Below are 19938 nucleotides of genomic sequence, written 5' to 3'. Positions count from 1 at the left end.
TTCACTCCAGACTTCCGTTACTTTCCCGTCGCACATAGGCCTGCACCCGGTCATCGGGTACACGCTCGAGCAAGGGGTTTTTCCAGTCCACAATCTCACCTAAACCAATGACCAACATGCCGCCCGGTGCCAATCGGCTGGCCAGCAGGTTGAGCAAGTCGCGGCGACGCCAACGACGGAAATAGATGAGCAGGTTCTGGCAGAAAATGATATCCAGATCCCGGATCGGGGCCTGGGCCAGTTCGAGAATATTCAGGCGGGTAAAGCACACCCTGTCGCGCAGCGCCGGTATGACTTCATACCGTCCGTCCCTGAGAGCGCTAAACCAGGTGGATCGTTCTGTCTGTGTGAGCCCTCCCAACCGGGCAGTGGAATACCGGGCGACGCGCCCCTGTTCGAGAGCCTTGGGGCTGATATCGCTCGCCCAGATACCAAAGCCATCCTCGTTCATGCCAGCTGAACGCAGGCATTGGGCGGTCGTTACTGCAAGTGAATAGGCTTCCTCACCGCTAGCGCAGCCGACACTCCAGAGGTGCAACGGCCGCTTTTCGGAAACACTGCTCAAGCGTTGTTGAAGATGCCGGGTCACACAATCGAACGACGGTCTGTGGCGCATGAAACTGGTTTCGCGAACCGTCACGTTGTCCAGCAATGCCGACCACTCAATGGCGCCTATCGCTCCCTGAGTTACATGCTCGTAGTAGGTCTGGTAGTCGGTCATCTGTTTCTCGCGCATCCGTGCACACAAACTGGTCTGCAAAAACAATCTGCGTTGATCCCCCACACAGACACCTGTGCGCGATTCAAGCAATGCCTGCCACTGACGGAACTGTGTGTCGTCCATATCCGGCAGGTGCTGCAATGACCAGTTCGACGCTTTCACAGTAAGCCCCTCGCGTTAGCCGGCTACAGGGGGCCCGTAGGCCCCCTTGCATCGGTCAGCCGTCCTGCTGCGGCAGGGTGAAGCCGTCAACTGACTGGCGCATGCTTTCTGCCAGCTTCGCCAGTTCGCCAATGCTTCGTGCGGTAGTGGTCGTACCCGCGGAGGTCTGCGAAGTAATCTCCTGGATCACGTTCATGGTGTTGGAAATGTGACCGGCAGAGGAAGCCTGCTGTCGGGCAGCGTTGGAGATGTTCTGAATCAGCGCAGCAAGGCTGGTCGATACCTTTTCGATCTCCTCCAGAGCGACACCGGCGTCCTGCGCCAGCCGGGCTCCCTGCACCACCTCGGCAGTGGTATGTTCCATGGAGATTACCGCTTCGTTGGTGTCGGTCTGAATGGTCTTCACCAGTGCCTCGATCTGCTTGGTCGCACCGGATGAACGCTCGGCCAGGCGCTGTACCTCATCGGCGACCACGGCAAAGCCGCGGCCGGCGTCGCCCGCCATAGAGGCCTGAATCGCAGCGTTCAAGGCGAGGATGTTGGTCTGGTCAGCAATGTCGTTGATCAGACTCACGATATCGCCAATTTCCTGGGAGGATTCACCCAGACGCTTGATGCGCTTGGAAGTATCCTGGATCTGCTCGCGGATGGTATCCATACCCACGATGGTGTTCTGCACCACTTCGTTGCCCTTGTTGGCAATCGCCACAGAGCGCTCGGCCACTGCTGAGGACTCTGCGGCGTTGGCTGACACCTGGTCGATGGACACGGCCATTTCGTTGACAGCAGCCGAGGCTCCGGCAATTTCCTGGGCCTGATGCTCGGAAGCCTCGGCCAGATGAATCGCGGTGCTCTGCGTGCTTTGGGCGGCTGTAGCGACCTGCAGGGCTGTATGGTTGATGGTTTCCACCAGGGCGCGCAGCTGGTCGATCGAGAAATTGATCGAGTCGGCGATGGCACCCGTAAAATCTTCAGTCACTGTGGCTTCGGCTGTCAGGTCACCATCGGCCAGGTCAGCAATTTCGTCGAGCAGACGCAGAATAGCGGCCTGGTTGCGTTCGTTCTTTTCTGCGGTTTCGGCCAGGCGCGCACGGGTTTCTCGCGTCATCTGGACGCCGATCAGGAAAATGCAGCCAAGCGCTATAAGAGCAAGCGCGTAACCCACCAGGGTATTCGTCCAGCGCGCGTCGCTACGCTCTTCAAATCCGCGAGACAAGTCAGACGCGTTTTCCAGCAGTAGCTGGGAATCGGTGAAAATATCATTGGCGGCCAGGCGTACCTGATACAGCTCCGGCGAGGTCAGCAGGATCTCGTCGACCGAGTCCGATACATAGCTGAACATGTCGGCAACGTCGTTCAGACGCATGATGGCGTCTTCATCGGTTACCTGGGCGATGCCCAGATCCTCGTCACCCTGCAACATGCCTTGTAGAACACGTCCGAACAGACTCGCGTCCCGACCAAAGCTGTCAGCAGCCAGTACCGAGTCAGCATCGCCTGACAACACCCGGTTTACCGAACCCAGAATACGCTCGGCGAGTAGCGACTGGCGCTGCGCCAGAGAGACCTGGCTGGCGCTGGCACCGGCCGTGATAAGCACATCCACAATGTCCTCATATTCGACCTGTAGCTGCGGAACCGTGTCAGCCAGGGTGACGGCTACTTCATGTAGAGACAGAACCGTGGCTTCACTGGCGAGAATCACATCGGCGTTCTGGCGCACCCGATCCCAGTCGTCCTGTACCCGAGCGACCTGCTCCTGCAGGGCTGCCGGAGCCGCGGGCAAGCCAGTTTCTTCGCGGCCCTCGGACAGATAGTCCCAGCGCTCCTGAAAGTCATCGCGGGCGGAAGCCAGCAGGCCGAACGCTTCAGGCGTACCGGTAGCTGCTTCGGTTGCAGACTTGGAGATCTGCTGCGACAGCACCCTTAACTCACCGGAGTGACCGATATATTCAGTGTCGTATGCACTCTGAATATTCAGGTAAAGGAAGTTGACGAATAGCAACAACAACGAAACGATCAGGACGGCAAACAAGCCGGTGATAGTTCGGTTGCCACGCATGGCGGATAGTTTCTGTGTATCGAGCTTTTTCATCATCTGGCCCCTACCTGGCCCACGGCATTTTCTTTATGAAGCTTGAACTCTTGCGTACCGGCAAACACCGGCCGCCCCTGGTCAGATCGCTACGTCGAGAAACGTCTGATCGCGCGCCAACGCACGGAAATTAAATACCAGCGAAACCTGTTCCCGAACATAGGCGCCGACCACATAAGGCTTGAACGCCTCGGCCGCATCCTGTGTCTCGGAGGTAAAGGTGCTGACCGGGAAATGCTGCATTCCCAATACCTCGTCCACCAACAGCCCGACGAACACGTCGTCCCGGTCCAGCACCAGAACGCGGCGCTGTTTACGCGGAACGCTTATCGAAGAACCGAAAAAGCGACTGAGGTCGATGATGGGCAACAGCCGGCCCCGAACATTCGCCACCCCCCGTACCCAAGATTTCACCCTTGGCAAGGCGGTATAACGTGGTTCGTGCAGTATTTCTGCGACTTCTCCCATAGCGGCGACCATCGACTGGCCCGCCAGTCGGAAACCGACTCCGCTCCAGGTCTCGCTTACCACTTCCTGGGCAGGCAGACCCGCGGCCTGTTGCCGGCACTGGGCAACGAGCTGCTGGAGAACATCGAAAGGGTGAGTAGAATCTGCCATGCCATCCCTGTTCTGGTTGCAAACGTGGCATTAGACGAGTGTGCGCTCGTCTTTAGCTGCCAAGTACTGACTTGAGAGTATCGATCAGAGTGGATTCGTCGACAGGTTTAGTCAGGTAATCCCTTGCACCCTGACGCTTGCCCCACACCCTGTCGGTTTCCTGATCCTTGGTAGTAACGATAATGACCGGAATATGCGAAGTTTCGGCATCCTTGGTCAGTTGCCTGGTGGCCTGAAACCCATTCAGCCCGGGCATCACGATATCCATAAGCACCGCGTCAGGCTTTTCCTGACGGGCAAGCGCCACCCCATCAGCACCATTTTCGGCCTTGAGAACTTCGAAACCATTTTTTTCGAGCATGCCGGTAAGCTTGTATAGCTCGGTCGGCGAATCATCCACTACTAGAATTCGAGCCATCGGACTCCCCCGGAGAATCTAATCGGCGAGCAGGGCTCAGGCCCCGGCAGCACCAGCGACTTTGTTTTGGGTTTGCGGAACATGGGCGCGGATCGCGCCGAGAAGCTCTTCCTTGCTGAAGGGCTTGGTAAGGTATTGGTCAGAACCCACTATGCGGCCCTTCGCTTTATCGAACAGGCCATCCTTGCTAGACAACATGATCACAGGGGTAGCACGGAAGGCACTGTTGTTCTTGATCAGCGCGCAGGTCTGATAGCCGTCGAGACGCGGCATCATGATGTCGACAAAAATGATATCGGGGTGATTGTCAGCAATCTTGGCCAGGGCGTCAAAGCCGTCCACCGCAGTGATGACAGTGCATCCGACTTTTTTCAGCAGCGTTTCTGCCGTCCGTCGAATGGTCTTGCTGTCATCGATGACCATGACCTTCAGGCTCTCGAAATTTTCTTCCATTAGACCAGCCCTTTTTATATATGGGTCGATTTGAGCGGCATGGTGCCTACCCCCCGACCAGCCATTCCCTTAGAGCGTACTTTTAGCACAGTTTATATGACCAATCTATAAAGGTTGTTCATATCTGAAGCATTCTGCGAGTTTAATCAACCTTTTGCCGAAAGCGCCCCAGAGGGTAAACTCGAACGCTTCCAGAACATCACAGCGGTGGCACCGAATGCGTACACGTCTTGGTATTGTCATGGACCCAATCAGCGCTATCCATTACAAGAAGGACAGCTCCCTGGCCATGCTTCTGGCCGCTCAAGCCAAAGGCTGGGAGCTACATTATCTTGAGCCTCGGGATCTCTTCATGCAGAACGGCAAGGCAATGGGTTGCATGCGCCCCCTCACTGTTCACGCCGACCCGCAGACGTGGTACGCATTGGGCGAAGAACGTCACGCCAGCCTGGCGGAAATGGATGTCATCCTGATGCGCAAGGATCCGCCCTTCGACAATGAATTCCTCTACGCGACGCACATCCTCGAAGCGGCTGAAAAGGAAGGCGTAATGGTGGTGAATCGACCTGCCAGCTTGCGCGACTTCAACGAGAAACTGTTCGCCACTCAGTTCCCACAATGCGCGCCACCGAACGTTGTCACGCGCCGAGCAGACATACTGCGCGCTTTCGCGCGCACGCACCGTGATGTGATTCTCAAACCGCTGGATGGCATGGGCGGTACGATGATTTTCCGCGTACGCGAAGATGACCCGAACCTCAGCGTCATAATTGAAGTCCTGACCAATCACGGGCAGCAGCAGATCATGGCCCAGCAGTATCTTCCGGAAATCAAGGATGGCGACAAGCGCATCCTGATGATTGAAGGCGAGCCCGTACCTTATTGTCTGGCGCGCATTCCACAAAAAGGCGAAACGCGCGGCAACCTGGCCGCTGGTGGCACAGGCGAAGCACGCCCGCTTACCGAACGGGACCGGTGGATCGCCGCCCAGGTCGGGCCAGTGTTACGCGAACGGGGCCTGTTGTTTGCCGGGCTCGATGTGATTGGTGACTATCTAACCGAGGTCAACGTGACCAGTCCCACCTGTATCCGTGAGATCGACGCTGCGTACGACACCGACATCGGCGGTCAGCTTATGGATGCCATTGCTCGCCAACTGGAAGCGCGACCGGGCGCATAGACTTTTTCACTGATCGACGGCAGACTGCGATGCACAATGGATAGCACGGTTTGCCGCCATCAGACCCTAGGGTCTGTTGCCGTTTCATCGCGGCCGCGACGGAGGCCCGTTTCGTGCAGAACAAAACACGAGAAGTGAAGTTTGGTTGTTCCAAATGAGCGACGAGTAACGCAGTGCTGCGCTAAACGGGCCCCGTCCCTTCGGGTTGCGTGGCAAATGACGCCATGCGGCGTTGCGGGACTTGGCAAGGGAACAACCATTGCCTGCGTCCCGCGCCTTGCCTGGCGCCATTTGACACAGCAACGCGGCTCGCGATGAAACGGCAACAGACCCTAGCAAACCCTCGCACTTATCAGCCTACGGAAAGCATGAAGAACGCAGCTACAGCCAGCTCCCCTGTTACAGAGCAGACCGTCACGTCCCGTGACCGCCTGGGGTTCACCCTGTTCCTGGCGGCAGTATTGCACGCGCTGCTTATTCTCGGCGTGACGTTCGACCTGCCGACACCCAGCGAGCTGTCCAAATCGCTGGAGATCACGCTTGCCACGCAACAATCGGACGAGGCTCCGGAGGAAGCTGACTATCTGGCGCAAATGAACCAGGAAGGTAGCGGTACTCTGGATGAAAAAGCCGCGCCCAGCACCATCGAGGAAGCGCCTTTCCAGGACACCGAGATTCATGAGGTCACCCCGGCCCAGGAAATCAGCGCGCCACCACCTGAGCCGGAGCAACCACAACAGACTGTGACCACCACCGCGCCCAGCCCCGACCGGGTCAGCAAAGCCCCGGAAAGACCTGAGCCAGTCGAGTCACCGCGGCCGACCCAGCGCTTCGATATGTCGCGTTTGTCCCAAGAAATCGCCAGTCTTGAGGCCCAACTCGCCGAAGAGCGTCAACAGTATGCCAAACGTCCACGCATCCACCGCCTGAATGCCGCTTCGACCATGCAGGACAAGGGCGCCTACTATAAGGAAGCTTGGCGGCGTAAGGTCGAGCGCATCGGCAACCAGAACTATCCAGCCGAGGCCCGTGACCAGCGGATCTACGGCAGTTTGCGTATGCAGGTGCAAATCAACCGTGACGGCACCCTGCGTGACGTGAAGATTCTTGAAAGCTCAGGGCAACGGGTGCTCGACAATGCAGCGCTGCGCATCGTTCGTCTCGCCGCGCCCTTCGCTCCCTTCACCGGCGATCTGATGGATGTCGACGTTCTGGAGCTGATCCGCACCTGGCGTTTTGAACCGGGTGACCGGGTTTCCAGCTTCTGATTGGTATCGTCCTCCAATCTCCGCCGATGCGCCCAGCCAATTGCATAATCCGACATCCTCTGTAGCTTCGCGCTTGCAGCGGTCAGTGCTACCCCCAATACTATGGGCATGACCGACATTACCTCGAACTATCTGACCCATCATTTCCTGATCGCCATGCCGCACATGGCGGATCCGCGATTCATGCACAGTCTCATTTACGTGTGCGATCACAGTGAAGAAGGCGCAATGGGGCTGGTCGTCAACCAGCTCAGCGGCCTGAGCATGAGCGATATTCTCGAGCAGACTTCCCCTGAGCTGGATGTACCCTCCGATATCGCCGACATACCGGTGTACAGCGGCGGGCCTATCCAGACCGAACGGGGCTTTGTTCTTCATAGAGGAACGCGGCGCTGGGAAGCCACCCTCGATCTGGGCTTTATTCAGCTAACCACCTCACGGGACATCCTGTTTGACATGGTCAACGGTCAGGGCCCGGAAGAATCACTGGTGGCGCTGGGTTATGCCGGCTGGGAGCCAGGTCAGCTCGATCAGGAACTGGGCGATAACGCCTGGCTGAGCTGCCCGGCGGATCACCACATCCTGTTCGGGATGCCGAGCGAACAACGGCTTGGTGCAGCGGCGCGCACGCTGGGAATAGACCTCAGCTTGCTGACCAGCCAGGCAGGGCACGCCTGATGACCCCAGCGGTACGCGTACTGGGTTTCGACTTCGGTACCCGACAAATCGGCGTTGCGGTTGGCCAGAGCCTGACCGGCAGCGCCGAGCCGCTGATTGTACTGCGCGCCCGCGACGGCATTCCGGACTGGAATCATATCGCCCGGTTGATCGATGAATGGAAGCCCGACGCACTCGTGGTAGGACTGCCGATCAACATGGACGGCACGCCTAGCGCGATGAGCGCTCGCGCCGAGAAATTCGCCAGACGGCTCGAAGGCCGTTTCCGCGTGACCACCCATTGCTTTGACGAGCGCCTGTCCACGTTCGAAGCCAAGCAACAGCTGCGTGACACCGGCCGCAGCCCGACCAGCTATAGAGACAGCCCGGTCGACAGTCTGGCAGCAGCCCTGCTGCTCGAGACCTGGCTGGGTAATCTGTCCAAGGAGAGTCAATGACCGCCCTACCCGAGGTTGACCCGCTGCTCGACAGCATGGCCGAGGAACTGACCCGTTATCTGGAGCACCATCAGCGCAGCGACCCGGCCTTCGTCGGCATCCATACCGGAGGCGTGTGGATTGCCAAGCAACTGCATAGCCGCTGCTTCCCTGATGCGCCCCTGGGTACGCTGGATATCGCTTTTTATCGCGACGATTTCGAACAACACGGTTTACCTCAACGGGTGCGCCCGTCGGAACTCCCGTTCAGTATTGATGACCGTCACCTGGTGCTGGTCGACGACGTACTGATGACCGGCCGTACCATTCGCGGCGCGCTCAACGAATTGTTCGATTACGGTCGCCCTGCCTCGGTCACCCTGGTCACGCTACTGGATATTGAAGCCCGCCAGCTGCCCATCCGCGCGGATATCCTGGGAGCCAGCCTGGTGCTGCCCCCCGGGCGCCGCGTTAAACTGACCGGCCCTTCGCCATTAAAGTTGACCCTGAACCCCGCAGACTGAGAGCCCCATGAGCGTGAATTCCAGCCAACTCCAATTGAACCAGCAGGGCCAGCTTCGACATTTTCTGACCATCGGGGGGCTTCCCAGAGAGCTGCTCACCGAACTGCTCGACACCGCCGATTCGTTTCTTGAAGTGGGCGAGCGCGCGGTGAAGAAGGTGCCGTTACTCCGCGGCAAGACGGTATGTAATGTGTTCTTCGAGAACTCGACCCGCACCCGAACCACCTTCGAGCTGGCTGCCAAGCGCCTGTCAGCCGACGTACTCAATCTGAACATTTCCACCTCCTCGACCAGCAAAGGGGAAACGCTGTACGACACCCTGCGCAACCTCGAGGCCATGGCTGCCGACATGTTCGTGGTGCGCCACGGCGATTCCGGCGCGGCGCATTTCATTGCCCAGAACGTCTGCCCTGACGTGGCGATCATCAATGCCGGGGATGGCAATCACGCGCATCCGACCCAGGCCATGCTGGATATGCTGACCATCCGCCGGCACAAGGGCGGCTTCGAGAATCTCTCAGTGGCTATCGTGGGCGACATCCTGCATTCGCGGGTCGCCCGCTCGAACATGCAGGCACTGCGCACCCTGGGTTGTCCCGACATTCGGGTGATCGCTCCGCGCACATTGCTGCCGTCAGGTATCGAGCAATACGGTGTGCGCGTGTTCAACGACCTGCGCATCGGCCTGCGAGACGTGGACGTCGTCATCATGTTGCGCCTGCAGAAGGAGCGCATGCAGAGCGGCCTTCTGCCCAGTGAAGGTGAGTTCTACCGCCTCTACGGCCTGACCAGCGAAACCCTGGCGCTGGCCAAACCCGACGCACTGGTCATGCATCCTGGCCCCATCAACCGCGGCGTAGAAATCGAATCCGCCGTCGCAGACGGACCGCAATCGGTCATCCTCAATCAGGTGACCTACGGGATCGCCGTGCGGATGGCCGTTATGTCGATGGCCATGGCCGGTCAGAACACCCAGCGCCAGCTCAATCAGGAAACCCAGTAACCATGCGACTGACTATCGAAGGTGCGCGCGTCCTCGACCCCGCCAGCCAACTTGACGAGATAACCGACCTGCACATCGCTGACGGCCGAATCGAGGCCATCGGCTCGGCACCGGAGGGGTTCAAGGCGAAAGTCATCGACGCCCGCGGGCTGATTGCCAGCCCCGGACTGGTGGATCTGAACGTCAGCCTGCGCGAGCCCGGCCTGTCCCAGAAGGGCACCATTGCCAGCGAAACCCGCGCTGCGGCGGCAGGCGGCGTAACCAGCCTGTGCTGCCTGCCGGACACTAATCCGGTGCTCGACGAACCGGCGGTTGCTGAGCTGATACTCGACCGCAGCGAGCGGGCTGGCCAGGTTCGCGTATTTCCTGTTGCCGCATTAACCAAGGGCCTGGATGGGGAACACCTGAGCGAACTGGTGTCGCTGCGTGATGCCGGCTGCGTCGCCTTTACCCAGGGGCTGGCGCCGATGAAAAGTAACCGCATCCTGCGCCGGGCGCTGGAATACGCCGCCGGGTTCGACCTGCCGGTTATATTCACGCCGCAGGATCCGGCGCTGGCTGAAGGCGGCCTCGCCCACGAAGGGGCCACCGCATCGCGTCTGGGCCTGACAGGCATTCCGGAAGCAGCAGAAACCGTCGCCCTGGCGCGGGATCTACTGCTGATCGAGCAGACCGGTGTACGCGCACACTTCAGCGGCCTGACCAGTGCCCGCGCCATGGATATGCTGGCCGATGCCCAGGCCCGCGGCCTGCCGATTACTGCTGATCTGGCGATGTACCAACTGATGCTGTGTGACGAGGACCTGGAAGGCTTCTCAAGTCTGCTGCATGTGCAGCCGCCGCTGCGCAGCCGCGAAGACCAACATGCGCTGCGCCAGGCGGTACAGTGCGGCGTCGTGCAGGCCATTTCATCACACCATCAACCCCACGAGCCTGAAGCCAAACGGGTACCTTTTGCTGCGTCTGCCCCAGGCATCAGCAGCGTCGAGGTATTGCTACCGCTGGCGCTTACCCTGGTGGCAGACGGCTTGCTGGAACTGCCGGCGCTGCTGGCGCGCCTGACCTGCGGTCCGGCCAGAGCATTGCATCTGCCGGCGGGACAGTTGAGCATCGGCGACTGGGCGGACATCACCCTGTTCGATCCGGCCGCCTCCAGCGAAATCGGTCAGAACTGGCTATCCAGGGGGGCCAACTGTCCCTTCCTGGGGCTGGGCGTGCCGGGCGCGGTTACCCACACCTTCAGCGCCGGCCGTCTGGTCTATCAGGCGTAGGATTTGACCTGCAGAAAGCCCGCTCCGGGTCCGGAGCGGGCTTGACTAATGATTAGCGGCCGGGGTTAGCGGCGAGGCTTAGCGCCGCCGGAATTCGTCCGCGTCAGGCTCAAGGGACAGGCCGGTGTTGCTATCACCCATGAGATGCTTGCCATCTGTCTCCGAGCCCAGCTTGATCAGCAGACGCAGATCGTTAGCCGAGTCGGCGTGGGCGAGTGCATCTTCGTAGGTAATCTCACCCTGGCTGTAGAGTTTGTATAAAGCCTGATCGAAGGTCTGCATACCCAATTCGTTCGACCGCGCCATCAAAGGCTTGAGCTCATGCACTTCGCCCTTGCGGATCATGTCCGCAGCCAGTGGCGTATTGAGCAACACCTCAATGGCCGCACGCCGCCCCTTGCCATCCGGTGTCGGGATCAACTGCTGGGCAACGATCGCCTTGAGATTCAGCGACAGATCCATCCACACCTGCTGATGCATGTCAGTCGGGAAGAAGTGGATGATCCGGTCCAGCGCCTGGTTGGCGTTATTGGCATGCAGTGTGGCCAGACACAGGTGGCCGGTTTCGGCGAAGGCCACCGCGTGGTCCATGGTTTCCTTGGTCCGCACCTCGCCAATCAGGATCACATCCGGCGCCTGACGCAGGGTGTTCTTCAGTGCCGTCTCGAATGAATCGGTGTCGATCCCGACTTCACGCTGGGTAACGATGCAGTTCTGGTGCTGATGGATAAATTCGATAGGATCTTCGATGGAGATGATATGGCCGCTGGAGTTCTTGTTGCGATAGCCGATCATCGACGCCAGCGAAGTGGATTTACCGGTGCCCGTGGCACCAACAAAGATCACCAGGCCCCGCTTGGTCATCGCCAACTTCTTGAGAATCTCCGGTAACCGCAGATCCTCCATGGTCGGAATGTTCACTTCGATGCGCCGCAGAACCATCCCTACCAGATTGCGCTGATAGAAGGCACTCACCCGGAAACGCCCGATGCCCCGGGCGCTGATCGCAAAATTACATTCCCGCTGGTCAGCGAAATCGCGCCGCTGGGCCTCGGTCATCACGCCGAGTACCGTTTCGCGGGTCTGTTCGGGCGAAAGCGGCGTCTTGGTCACGGGCATGATTTTCCCGTTCACCTTCATGCTGGGCGCTACGCCCGCAGTGATGAACAAGTCGGAAGCACCCTTCTCGACCATCAGCCGCAATAATTTTTCAAATTCCATTACTATCCCTCGATCGCCGTCCGGGCCGGTAGCTGAGTATCGGCCTGCGTTGGCAAATAGTTAGATGCCATCAGCCACTTTGGCTTTTTCGCGCGCCGCATCCCGAGTGACGAGTCCTTTAGCCACCAGGCCCTTCAAACACATATCCAGCGTCTGCATGCCAATGTTGCCCCCGGTCTGGATGGCGGAATACATTTGCGCAACCTTATCTTCACGAATCAGGTTACGAATCGCCGGCGTGCCCATCATGATTTCATGGGCCGCGACCCGGCCGCCGCCGATCTTCTTCAGCAGCGTCTGGGAGATAACCGCCTGCAGCGACTCCGACAGCATCGAGCGCACCATGGATTTTTCCTCCGCCGGGAACACGTCCACTACCCGGTCGATAGTCTTCGCGGCCGAGGTGGTGTGCAGCGTGCCGAATACCAGGTGGCCGGTTTCTGCGGCGGTCAATGCCAGGCGGATGGTTTCCAGATCGCGCATCTCGCCGACCAGGATGATGTCCGGGTCTTCACGCAGCGCCGAGCGCAGCGCTTCGGAGAAGCCCAGCGTGTCGCGGTGCACTTCGCGCTGATTGATCAGGCATTTCTTCGATTCGTGAACGAATTCGATCGGGTCTTCGATGGTCAGAATATGCTGATACTTGGTGCCGTTCAGATAATCGAGCATGGCCGCCAGGGTCGTTGATTTGCCCGAGCCCGTTGGCCCGGTAACCAGCACCAGCCCACGCGGCACGTCAGAGATTTTCTTGAACACCTCGCCCATGCCGAGGTCTTCCATGGTCAGCACCTTGGACGGAATGGTCCGGAACACCGCGCCTGCGCCACGGTTCTGATTGAAGGCGTTAACCCGGAAGCGGGCAACGCCGGGTACTTCAAAGGAGAAGTCGGTTTCGAGAAATTCTTCGAAATCCTTGCGCTGCTTATCATTCATTATGTCGTAGATCAGCGCGTGCACCTGCTTGTGCTCCATCGCCGGCACGTTGATCCGACGCACATCGCCATCCACTCGAATCATGGGCGGCAATCCGGCCGAAAGATGCAAGTCCGACGCGCCCTGTTTGGCGCTGAAGGCTAACAGCTCAGTAATATCCATAGGGTTCCCCATAGCGTCCTGCATGCATGTAGAATGCCGGCAGATCAAATCCGATTGGCAAGGTATCCAGAGACAGTAATGTCCACGATAGCAGACAATATTGCAAACGTTCGCGACCGCATTTTCCGCGCCGCAGAGAGCGCCGAGCGCGGCCCGCAGGAAGTGACGCTGATGGCGGTGACCAAGACCCGGGAAGCAACTGCAATACGGGACGCATGGGCACACGGTATACGCGATTTTGGCGAGAATTACCTGCAGGAAGCGCTGGACAAGATAGCCGCGCTGCAAGACCTGCCGCTCACCTGGCACTTCATCGGCCCCATTCAATCAAACAAGACCCGCGCCATCGCCGAGCATTTCGACTGGGTGCACAGCGTTGACCGCCTGAAAATTGCCCAGCGCCTCTCCGATCAGAGGCCTGCGGACCTGCCGCCGTTGAATATCTGTCTGCAGGTCAATATCAGCGCTGAGGCAAGCAAATCCGGCGTAATGCCCGACGATTTGCCTGCGCTGGCAGCTGCGGTATCCAGCCTGCCCCGGCTGCGGCTGCGCGGGCTGATGGCGATTCCGGCGCCAGCGGATGACAGCGCGGCGCGGCGCGTTCCGTTACAACAGTTGCGACAGGCCATGCAAGCGCTGCCGCAACCTCTCGATACGCTTTCAATGGGGATGACCGATGACCTCACCGAAGCCGTGCAGGAAGGCTCGACAATCGTACGTATCGGTACCGCGCTGTTCGGCCCCCGGGACTATTCAAACCCTCTTTCCGATCAAGGATAAATCATGACCGCTCCGACTATCGGCTTTATCGGCGCCGGCAATATGGCCACCAGCCTCATCGGCGGCATGCTGCAGCAGGGCATGCAACCCGAGCGCGTCCTGGCCAGCGATCATAGGGCCGAGCAGGCCGACAAACTGGCCGCCGAACTGAACATCCGCACCACCACGGACAACGCCAGGCTGGCCGCCGAATGTGACGTACTGGTGCTGGCGGTAAAGCCTCAGGTCATGCAGGCGGTGTGCCGTGCGCTGCCCACCGAGCGCAAGCCGGGTCAGTTGATCATCTCCATTGCCGCCGGCATCAGCAGTGCCAGTCTCAGCGACTGGCTGGGCGAGCAGACGGCCATCGTCCGCTGCATGCCCAATACGCCTTCGCTGCGCCGTCAGGGTGTCAGCGGTCTGTTTGCCAACGCCGCCGTGTCGCCCGAGCAGAAAGGCCAGGCCGAAGACATCCTCAACGCGGTCGGCATCAGCCTGTGGCTGGATCAGGAATCACAGATCGATGCGGTAACTGCCGTGTCGGGCAGCGGTCCGGCCTACTTCTTCTACATGATGGAGGCGATGATTGCCGCAGGTGAACAGCTCGGATTGCCACGCGCAACTGCCGAACGCCTGACGCTGTATACCGCGCTGGGCGCAGCGGACATGGCCGTACACAGCGATGTCGACGCTGCGGAACTGCGCCGTCGCGTCAGCTCGCCAGGCGGAACCACCGAACGGGCGATCAACAGCTTCGCCAATGATGACCTGCCGGAAATTGTCGCACGGGCCATGCAGGCCGCCGCCGCACGTGCAGCCGAAATGTCCAGGGAACTTGCATAAGGAACCACTATGAATAACGTCAACATGGCAGCAATATATCTGGTGCAGACGCTTGGCAGTCTGTATCTGCTGGTGGTTTTGCTGCGTTTCATCCTGCAGCTGATACGCGCCGACTTCTACAATCCGCTTTCGCAGTTCATCGTGCGCGCCACCCAGCCTTTGCTCAAGCCGCTGCGCAAGGTTGTGCCAAGCTTTGGCGGGCTGGACATGGCCTCCCTGGTGCTGGCGATTCTGATCCAGCTGGTACTGATAGCGATCATCGTCATGCTGATGGGGTACGCGCTGCCAAACATCGGGCAACTGCTTGTCTGGTCACTGATAGGCGTCACCGCCCTGTTCCTCAAGATCTTCTTTTTCGCCCTGATCATCAGCGTGATTCTGTCCTGGGTCGCGCCGCACAGCAGCAACCCTGCAGCCATGCTGGTACAGCAACTCTGCGAACCCGTGCTGGCGCCCATTCGCGGCATACTTCCGTCGATGGGCGGGCTGGATCTCTCGCCGATTTTCGCCTTCATTGCCCTGCGCCTGGTCGACATGCTGGTCGTCGCCAATCTGGCTGCCGCGACCGGTATGCCCCGTGGTTTGACCCTGGCGCTCTAAGGGCCAGCGACACGCAACGGGGCGAGCTTATGGCGTTCTACTCATGGCGCGACGACAGTCTGATTCTGGACTGTCACCTGCAGCCTGGCGCCAGGGCCGTGGGCTTTGCCGGGCTGCACGGCGAACGCCTGAAGATTCGTATCAGCGCCCCGCCAGTGGATGGCAAAGCCAACGAGATGCTGTTGAAATTCCTGGCCACAGCGTTCGCCGTGCCGAGGCCGCGGGTCAGCCTGCTCAGTGGCCAGCAAAGCAGACAGAAACGCGTTGCCATTGAGGCGCCTGGCGTATTGCCGCCCGAACTGAAGATCAGCCGCTGCTGATATTGCACCCACCCGTTGCGCTCTTTAGACTGGCGCCTCGTTCGCTGGGTGCGCGCGCTGTATCTATCCTCTCCTGCGCTACCAGTTAATAGGGTCTGTTGACGCTTCGTCGCAGCCGCGTTTAAGGAACAAACTCCCGATGTCCGGATTTCCTGCTGATTCAGTTGGCCTGGTCGCTCCCCAGCGTCAGTCCTTCTCAGAGCCGCTGCGGCTGGCCTGCGGCAAGACTCTGACCCAGTTTGACCTGGTATACGAAACCTACGGCACACTTAACGCCAGCCGCACTAATGCCGTGCTGATCTGCCATGCGTTGTCCGGGCACCACCACGCCGCTGGCTATCACAATGTGGATGACCGCAAGCCCGGCTGGTGGGATGCCTGCATTGGTCCCGGCAAGCCGATTGATACCAACCGTTTCTTTGTGGTCAGCCTGAATAATCTGGGCGGTTGCCACGGTTCCACAGGTCCCGGCAGCATCAATCCGCAAACCGGCAAGATCTACGGCGCAACCTTTCCGGTTCTGTCAGTTGAAGACTGGGTGCATAGCCAGGCGCGCCTGGCTGATGTGCTGGATATCGATTGCTGGGCCGCGGTAGTGGGCGGCAGCCTCGGCGGTATGCAGGCCATCCAGTGGGCGATCAGCTATCCCGAGCGCCTTCGCCATTGCGTGGCAATCGCCGCGGCACCCAAGCTGTCGGCGCAGAACATCGCCTTCAACGAGGTCGCCCGACAGGCCATCATCACTGACCCGGATTTTCACAACGGTGACTACGCCGCCTTTGGCGTCATCCCCAAACGCGGCCTGATGCTGGCCCGCATGGTCGGCCATATCACTTACCTGTCGGATGATTCGATGGGCGAGAAATTCGGCCGCGAGCTGCGTACCGATCGGCTCAACTACGATTTCACCAGTGTGGAGTTCCAGGTCGAGAGCTATCTGCGCTACCAGGGCCAGGAGTTTTCCGCGCGCTTTGATGCCAACACTTATCTGCTGATGACCAAGGCGCTGGATTATTTTGACCCCGCCGAGAGCCACGGTGGCGACCTGACCAAGGCGTTGCAAAACGTCAAAGCTCGCTTCCTGGTGATTTCCTTCACCACCGACTGGCGCTTCTCTCCGGCGCGCTCGCGGGAGCTGGTCAATGCGTTGATGGCCGCTAACAAGCCGGTAAGCTATCTGGAAATCGAGGCAGCCCAGGGCCACGATGCCTTCCTGCTGCCGATACCCCGCTATGCCGACGCGCTGAGTGGTTATATGAACCGTATCGAGGTGGACGCATGACCTTGCGCGCCGATCTGCAAATCATCGAACAATGGATTCGGCCCAACAGCCACATACTCGACCTGGGTTGCGGCGATGGCGAGCTGTTGAGCTACCTGCGAGACAGCAAGGGCGTGCACGGTTATGGGCTGGAAATCGATCCGGACAAGATCAGTGCCTGCGTGCGCAAGGGCGTCAACGTGATCGAACAGGACCTGGACAAGGAACTCGACAACTTCGAGGACAAGAGCTTCGATACAGTGGTCATGACCCAGTCCTTGCAGGCCATGCACTATCCGGATCGCGTCCTCGAAGACATGCTGCGCATCGGCAAGGAAGGCATTCTGACCTTCCCCAATTTCGCCCACTGGCGTTGCCGGTTGTATCTCGGATTACGCGGCGAGATGCCGGTGTCCGATTTCATGCCCTACACTTGGTACAACACGCCCAACATTCACTTTTGTACATTCAGGGATTTTGAGGATCTGTGCCGCGAGCGCTCTATTCAGATCCTGGACCGGCTGGTAGTAGACCAGTCGCATCAGGCTGGAAAACTGAGCGCCCTATGGCCGAACTTGTTGGGTGAGATCGCAATCTACCGTGTTACACGCTGATCAAGGAGTACCGTTATGTTACGCAAGCTGCTATGCACCATGCTGTTTCTGGCCGCCCCTCTCGCCATGGCACAAGCACAGAGCCCCGCCGAGCCCGAGCGCTTTGGCGATCTGCTGGTGTACCGCACCGTATTCAACAGCAGTTACCTGCCCCCTGAAACCGCTGCCAACGTAGGACTGGAACGCGGCCCGACCCATGGTGTGATCAATATAGCCGTCCAGCGTCAAACGCCGGAGGGTCCTGAGCCGATCGATGCCATTGTCGAGGGCAACGTACGAAACGTGCTGGAGCAGCGCCAGGATCTTGATTTCATTCGCGTACAGGAAGAAGAAGCCATCTACTTCGTAGCGAACTATACAGCTGCCCAGCGTGGCGTTTTGCGCTTTGAAGTCTCGGTGCAGACAGAAGAAGGCGCACCGGAACACACCATGACCTTCATGCAGGAATTCTATCCGGATGAGTAAGGCGTTGCCTTTTCGCCAGCTGGTGCTGGCCAGCGGTAACCGCGGCAAACTGGCCGAGCTGCAGGCCATGCTGGGGGATGCGGTGGACGTTCTGCCGCAGAGCCAGTTTCTCAGCGAGGAAGCTGAAGAAACCGGCCTCACCTTCATCGAGAACGCCATACTCAAGGCCAGGCACGCTGCACGCGCGTCCGGCCTGCCGGCGTTGGCCGATGATTCCGGCTTGGCTGTGGATGCGTTAGGCGGCGCGCCGGGCATCTATTCCGCACGGTACGCAGGGGGCGGCGGCGATGCAGCGAACAATACCAAGCTGCTTGAAGCGCTTGCTGACGTGCCGGAAGCCGAGCGTGGAGCGCGATTTATTTCCGTAGTGGCGCTACTGATGCACGCGGATGATCCGACGCCCATTGTGTGTGAAGGCGCATGGCGTGGACGCATTCTGACCGAACCCCGCGGCAGCAATGGCTTTGGCTATGATCCGCTGTTCTGGGTGCCGGAGACCGGGTGCTCCAGCGCCGAACTGCCGGCCGACGAAAAGAACCGCCTGAGTCACCGTGGTCGGGCCATGGCGCAACTGCGTTCCCGCCTCGGGCTGTCGTGATCAATCCCCGCCGCGCGCCAGGCTCAACTGGCGCGGCTGCCATCCTGCAACGACCGCCTCTTGCCGCCTACGTGCATATCCCCTGGTGCGTGCGCAAATGTCCGTATTGTGATTTCAACTCGCACACCAGCGACTCAGGCCTGCCTGAAGACGCCTACATCGATGCGCTGATAGCCGATCTCGAAGAGGATCTGCCCGGCACGCACGGGCGCGAACTCACCTCTATCTTCTTTGGCGGTGGCACACCAAGCCTGTTTTCCGCGGCGAGCCTCGGTCGGCTGCTGGAAGCGATGGCCACTCGGTTGAATTTCGCCGCGGATATTGAAATCACGCTGGAAGCCAATCCGGGCACCTTCGAACAGGACAAGTTCGCGGACTATCGCAGCGCGGGCATCAACCGGCTGTCGATCGGCATTCAGAGCTTCAACCCGGCGCACCTGAAGGCCCTGGGTCGCATTCACGACGACCGCGAAGCGCTGAGCGCCGTGGACATGGCCCGCCGCGCCGGTTTCGATAATCTCAATCTGGACCTGATGCATGGCCTGCCCGGCCAGACCCTGGCGGATGCGCGCGCCGATATCGAGCAGGCGATCGCCCTCGGTCCTGAACACCTCTCCTGGTACCAGCTGACTCTTGAGCCCAATACCGTGTTCTATTCACGGCCGCCAACCCTGCCGGTGGAAGACGTGCTCTGGGATATCCAGGAAGCGGGTCAGGCGCGGCTGGCCGAAGCGGGATTCATTCAGTATGAGATTTCAGCCTATGCCCGCGGGCAGCAGGCAAGGCACAACCTCAACTATTGGCAGTACGGCGATTTTATCGGTATCGGTGCGGGCGCCCACGGCAAATTCAGCCATCCCGATGGTCGCATTGAACGCTACTGGAAGACCCGCACGCCGAAGGATTACCTGGATCCGGCCCGCCCCTTCTGCTCCGGGCGCAAGGAGCTGGGGGCAGCGGAACTGCCCTTTGATTTTCTGATGAATGCCCTGCGTCTGGTCGAAGGTGTGCCGACCGGGTACTACGCGGCGCGAACGGGCCTGGCGCTGGCAGACATCACTCCGCAACTACAGCTGGCGATGGACAAAGGCTTGCTGGAACCATGGGAAGAACGCCTGCGCCCAACCGAGCGCGGGCGGTTGTTTCTCAATGATCTGCTTGAGATGTTTCTCGAGTCATAGCTCGATGGGGATGAACCGCCAATCCGCGTCGCCAGCTTGGAACAAAGCTCCACGCTCCACGACAGCACCAGCTATGGAGGGCCAGGTTCCATCCTGGCCAACCTACGAGCCGGCGACGCCTATGGTCGAGATGGAACTCGATGAGATGGTCTCCTCCCTCTCCCTCTACGGCGT

At 59.6% G+C, this 19938-nt stretch carries 23 protein-coding genes; 16 read left to right on the top strand and 7 right to left on the bottom strand.

The window, feature by feature from the left end:
- Position 1: 1 nt before the first annotated feature.
- From FZE95_RS17355 to pilG, 5 genes are all read right to left on the bottom strand, one after another.
- Entirely contained in the window at positions 2 to 844 is an 843-nt protein-coding gene (locus FZE95_RS17355; RefSeq protein WP_371923576.1) for a CheR family methyltransferase, read from the bottom strand.
- 94 nt (positions 845 to 938) lie between these two features.
- On the bottom strand, positions 939 to 2978 hold the full coding sequence (locus FZE95_RS17350) for a methyl-accepting chemotaxis protein (RefSeq protein ID WP_150302084.1): 2040 nt from the start codon (positions 2976 to 2978) through the stop codon (positions 939 to 941).
- Positions 2979 to 3059: 81 nt separating this feature from the next.
- Complete coding sequence (locus tag FZE95_RS17345; protein WP_150302083.1) at positions 3060 to 3596, bottom strand: chemotaxis protein CheW; 537 nt, start codon at positions 3594 to 3596, stop codon at positions 3060 to 3062.
- A gap of 52 nt (positions 3597 to 3648) precedes the next feature.
- Positions 3649 to 4014 (bottom strand): twitching motility response regulator PilH, encoded by a 366-nt coding sequence (pilH, locus tag FZE95_RS17340; protein WP_150302082.1) that lies wholly within the window; start codon positions 4012 to 4014, stop codon positions 3649 to 3651.
- Positions 4015 to 4050: 36 nt separating this feature from the next.
- The gene (gene pilG / locus FZE95_RS17335; RefSeq protein ID WP_150302081.1) at positions 4051 to 4467 is read right to left on the bottom strand and encodes a twitching motility response regulator PilG; all 417 of its coding nucleotides are present in this window, start codon (positions 4465 to 4467) and stop codon (positions 4051 to 4053) included.
- A 217-nt stretch (positions 4468 to 4684) separates the two neighbouring features.
- On the opposite strand from pilG, the gene gshB reads away from it, so the two are divergent.
- From gshB to FZE95_RS17300, 7 genes are all read left to right on the top strand, one after another.
- The gene (gshB, locus tag FZE95_RS17330) at positions 4685 to 5647 is read left to right on the top strand and encodes a glutathione synthase (RefSeq protein ID WP_150302080.1); all 963 of its coding nucleotides are present in this window, start codon (positions 4685 to 4687) and stop codon (positions 5645 to 5647) included.
- Between the two features lie 368 nt (positions 5648 to 6015).
- A complete protein-coding gene (locus FZE95_RS17325; protein WP_150302079.1) occupies positions 6016 to 6915 on the top strand; it encodes an energy transducer TonB in 900 nt (299 codons plus the stop codon).
- Positions 6916 to 7023: 108 nt separating this feature from the next.
- A complete protein-coding gene (locus FZE95_RS17320; protein WP_150302078.1) occupies positions 7024 to 7593 on the top strand; it encodes a YqgE/AlgH family protein in 570 nt (189 codons plus the stop codon).
- The gene (gene ruvX / locus FZE95_RS17315; RefSeq protein WP_150302077.1) at positions 7593 to 8030 is read left to right on the top strand and encodes a Holliday junction resolvase RuvX; all 438 of its coding nucleotides are present in this window, start codon (positions 7593 to 7595) and stop codon (positions 8028 to 8030) included. The genes FZE95_RS17320 and ruvX overlap by 1 nt, the downstream gene beginning before the upstream one ends.
- On the top strand, positions 8027 to 8533 hold the full coding sequence (gene pyrR / locus FZE95_RS17310) for a bifunctional pyr operon transcriptional regulator/uracil phosphoribosyltransferase PyrR (protein WP_150302076.1): 507 nt from the start codon (positions 8027 to 8029) through the stop codon (positions 8531 to 8533). The genes ruvX and pyrR overlap by 4 nt, the downstream gene beginning before the upstream one ends.
- 7 nt (positions 8534 to 8540) lie before the next feature.
- Positions 8541 to 9536 (top strand): aspartate carbamoyltransferase catalytic subunit, encoded by a 996-nt coding sequence (locus FZE95_RS17305; protein ID WP_150302075.1) that lies wholly within the window; start codon positions 8541 to 8543, stop codon positions 9534 to 9536.
- 2 nt (positions 9537 to 9538) lie between these two features.
- On the top strand, positions 9539 to 10807 hold the full coding sequence (locus FZE95_RS17300; RefSeq protein ID WP_150302074.1) for a dihydroorotase: 1269 nt from the start codon (positions 9539 to 9541) through the stop codon (positions 10805 to 10807).
- A gap of 78 nt (positions 10808 to 10885) precedes the next feature.
- Here the strand turns inward: FZE95_RS17300 and FZE95_RS17295 are convergent, their stop codons facing one another.
- Entirely contained in the window at positions 10886 to 12028 is a 1143-nt protein-coding gene (locus FZE95_RS17295) for a PilT/PilU family type 4a pilus ATPase (protein WP_150302073.1), read from the bottom strand.
- A gap of 60 nt (positions 12029 to 12088) precedes the next feature.
- Positions 12089 to 13123: a type IV pilus twitching motility protein PilT gene (locus FZE95_RS17290; protein WP_150302072.1), complete on the bottom strand. Its 1035-nt coding sequence runs from the start codon at positions 13121 to 13123 to the stop codon at positions 12089 to 12091.
- A gap of 78 nt (positions 13124 to 13201) precedes the next feature.
- Here FZE95_RS17290 and FZE95_RS17285 point away from each other — a divergent pair, with 78 nt between their 5' ends.
- The 9 genes from FZE95_RS17285 (at position 13202) to hemW (ending at position 19764) form a co-directional block, all read left to right on the top strand.
- Positions 13202 to 13903: a YggS family pyridoxal phosphate-dependent enzyme gene (locus tag FZE95_RS17285; RefSeq protein ID WP_150302071.1), complete on the top strand. Its 702-nt coding sequence runs from the start codon at positions 13202 to 13204 to the stop codon at positions 13901 to 13903.
- 3 nt (positions 13904 to 13906) lie between these two features.
- Complete coding sequence (gene proC, locus FZE95_RS17280; RefSeq protein ID WP_150302070.1) at positions 13907 to 14725, top strand: pyrroline-5-carboxylate reductase; 819 nt, start codon at positions 13907 to 13909, stop codon at positions 14723 to 14725.
- A gap of 9 nt (positions 14726 to 14734) precedes the next feature.
- A complete protein-coding gene (locus tag FZE95_RS17275) occupies positions 14735 to 15325 on the top strand; it encodes a YggT family protein (RefSeq protein ID WP_150302069.1) in 591 nt (196 codons plus the stop codon).
- A 29-nt stretch (positions 15326 to 15354) separates the two neighbouring features.
- Positions 15355 to 15645, top strand: coding sequence for a DUF167 family protein (locus FZE95_RS17270; protein WP_150302068.1), 291 nt, complete (start codon positions 15355 to 15357; stop codon positions 15643 to 15645).
- A gap of 139 nt (positions 15646 to 15784) precedes the next feature.
- Positions 15785 to 16927 carry a homoserine O-succinyltransferase MetX gene (gene metX, locus FZE95_RS17265; RefSeq protein WP_150302067.1) on the top strand — a complete coding sequence of 381 codons (1143 nt, stop codon included), beginning with the start codon at positions 15785 to 15787 and terminating at the stop codon, positions 16925 to 16927.
- Positions 16928 to 16929: 2 nt separating this feature from the next.
- Positions 16930 to 17520, top strand: a complete 591-nt coding sequence (metW, locus tag FZE95_RS17260) for a methionine biosynthesis protein MetW (protein WP_150302144.1) — start codon at positions 16930 to 16932, stop codon at positions 17518 to 17520.
- A 15-nt stretch (positions 17521 to 17535) separates the two neighbouring features.
- Positions 17536 to 17985 carry a DUF4426 domain-containing protein gene (locus FZE95_RS17255; RefSeq protein WP_150302066.1) on the top strand — a complete coding sequence of 150 codons (450 nt, stop codon included), beginning with the start codon at positions 17536 to 17538 and terminating at the stop codon, positions 17983 to 17985.
- Complete coding sequence (gene rdgB / locus FZE95_RS17250; protein WP_150302065.1) at positions 17978 to 18583, top strand: RdgB/HAM1 family non-canonical purine NTP pyrophosphatase; 606 nt, start codon at positions 17978 to 17980, stop codon at positions 18581 to 18583. Before FZE95_RS17255 ends, rdgB begins: the two co-directional genes overlap by 8 nt.
- Positions 18580 to 19764 carry a radical SAM family heme chaperone HemW gene (hemW, locus tag FZE95_RS17245; RefSeq protein WP_150302064.1) on the top strand — a complete coding sequence of 395 codons (1185 nt, stop codon included), beginning with the start codon at positions 18580 to 18582 and terminating at the stop codon, positions 19762 to 19764. The genes rdgB and hemW overlap by 4 nt, the downstream gene beginning before the upstream one ends.
- The last annotated feature ends 174 nt before the right edge of the window (positions 19765 to 19938 follow it).

The sequence above is a fragment of the Pseudomonas profundi genome, from assembly GCF_008638305.1.
GTDB lineage: Bacteria > Pseudomonadota > Gammaproteobacteria > Pseudomonadales > Pseudomonadaceae > Halopseudomonas > Halopseudomonas profundi.
This window is presented reverse-complemented; position numbering and strand designations above follow the sequence as displayed.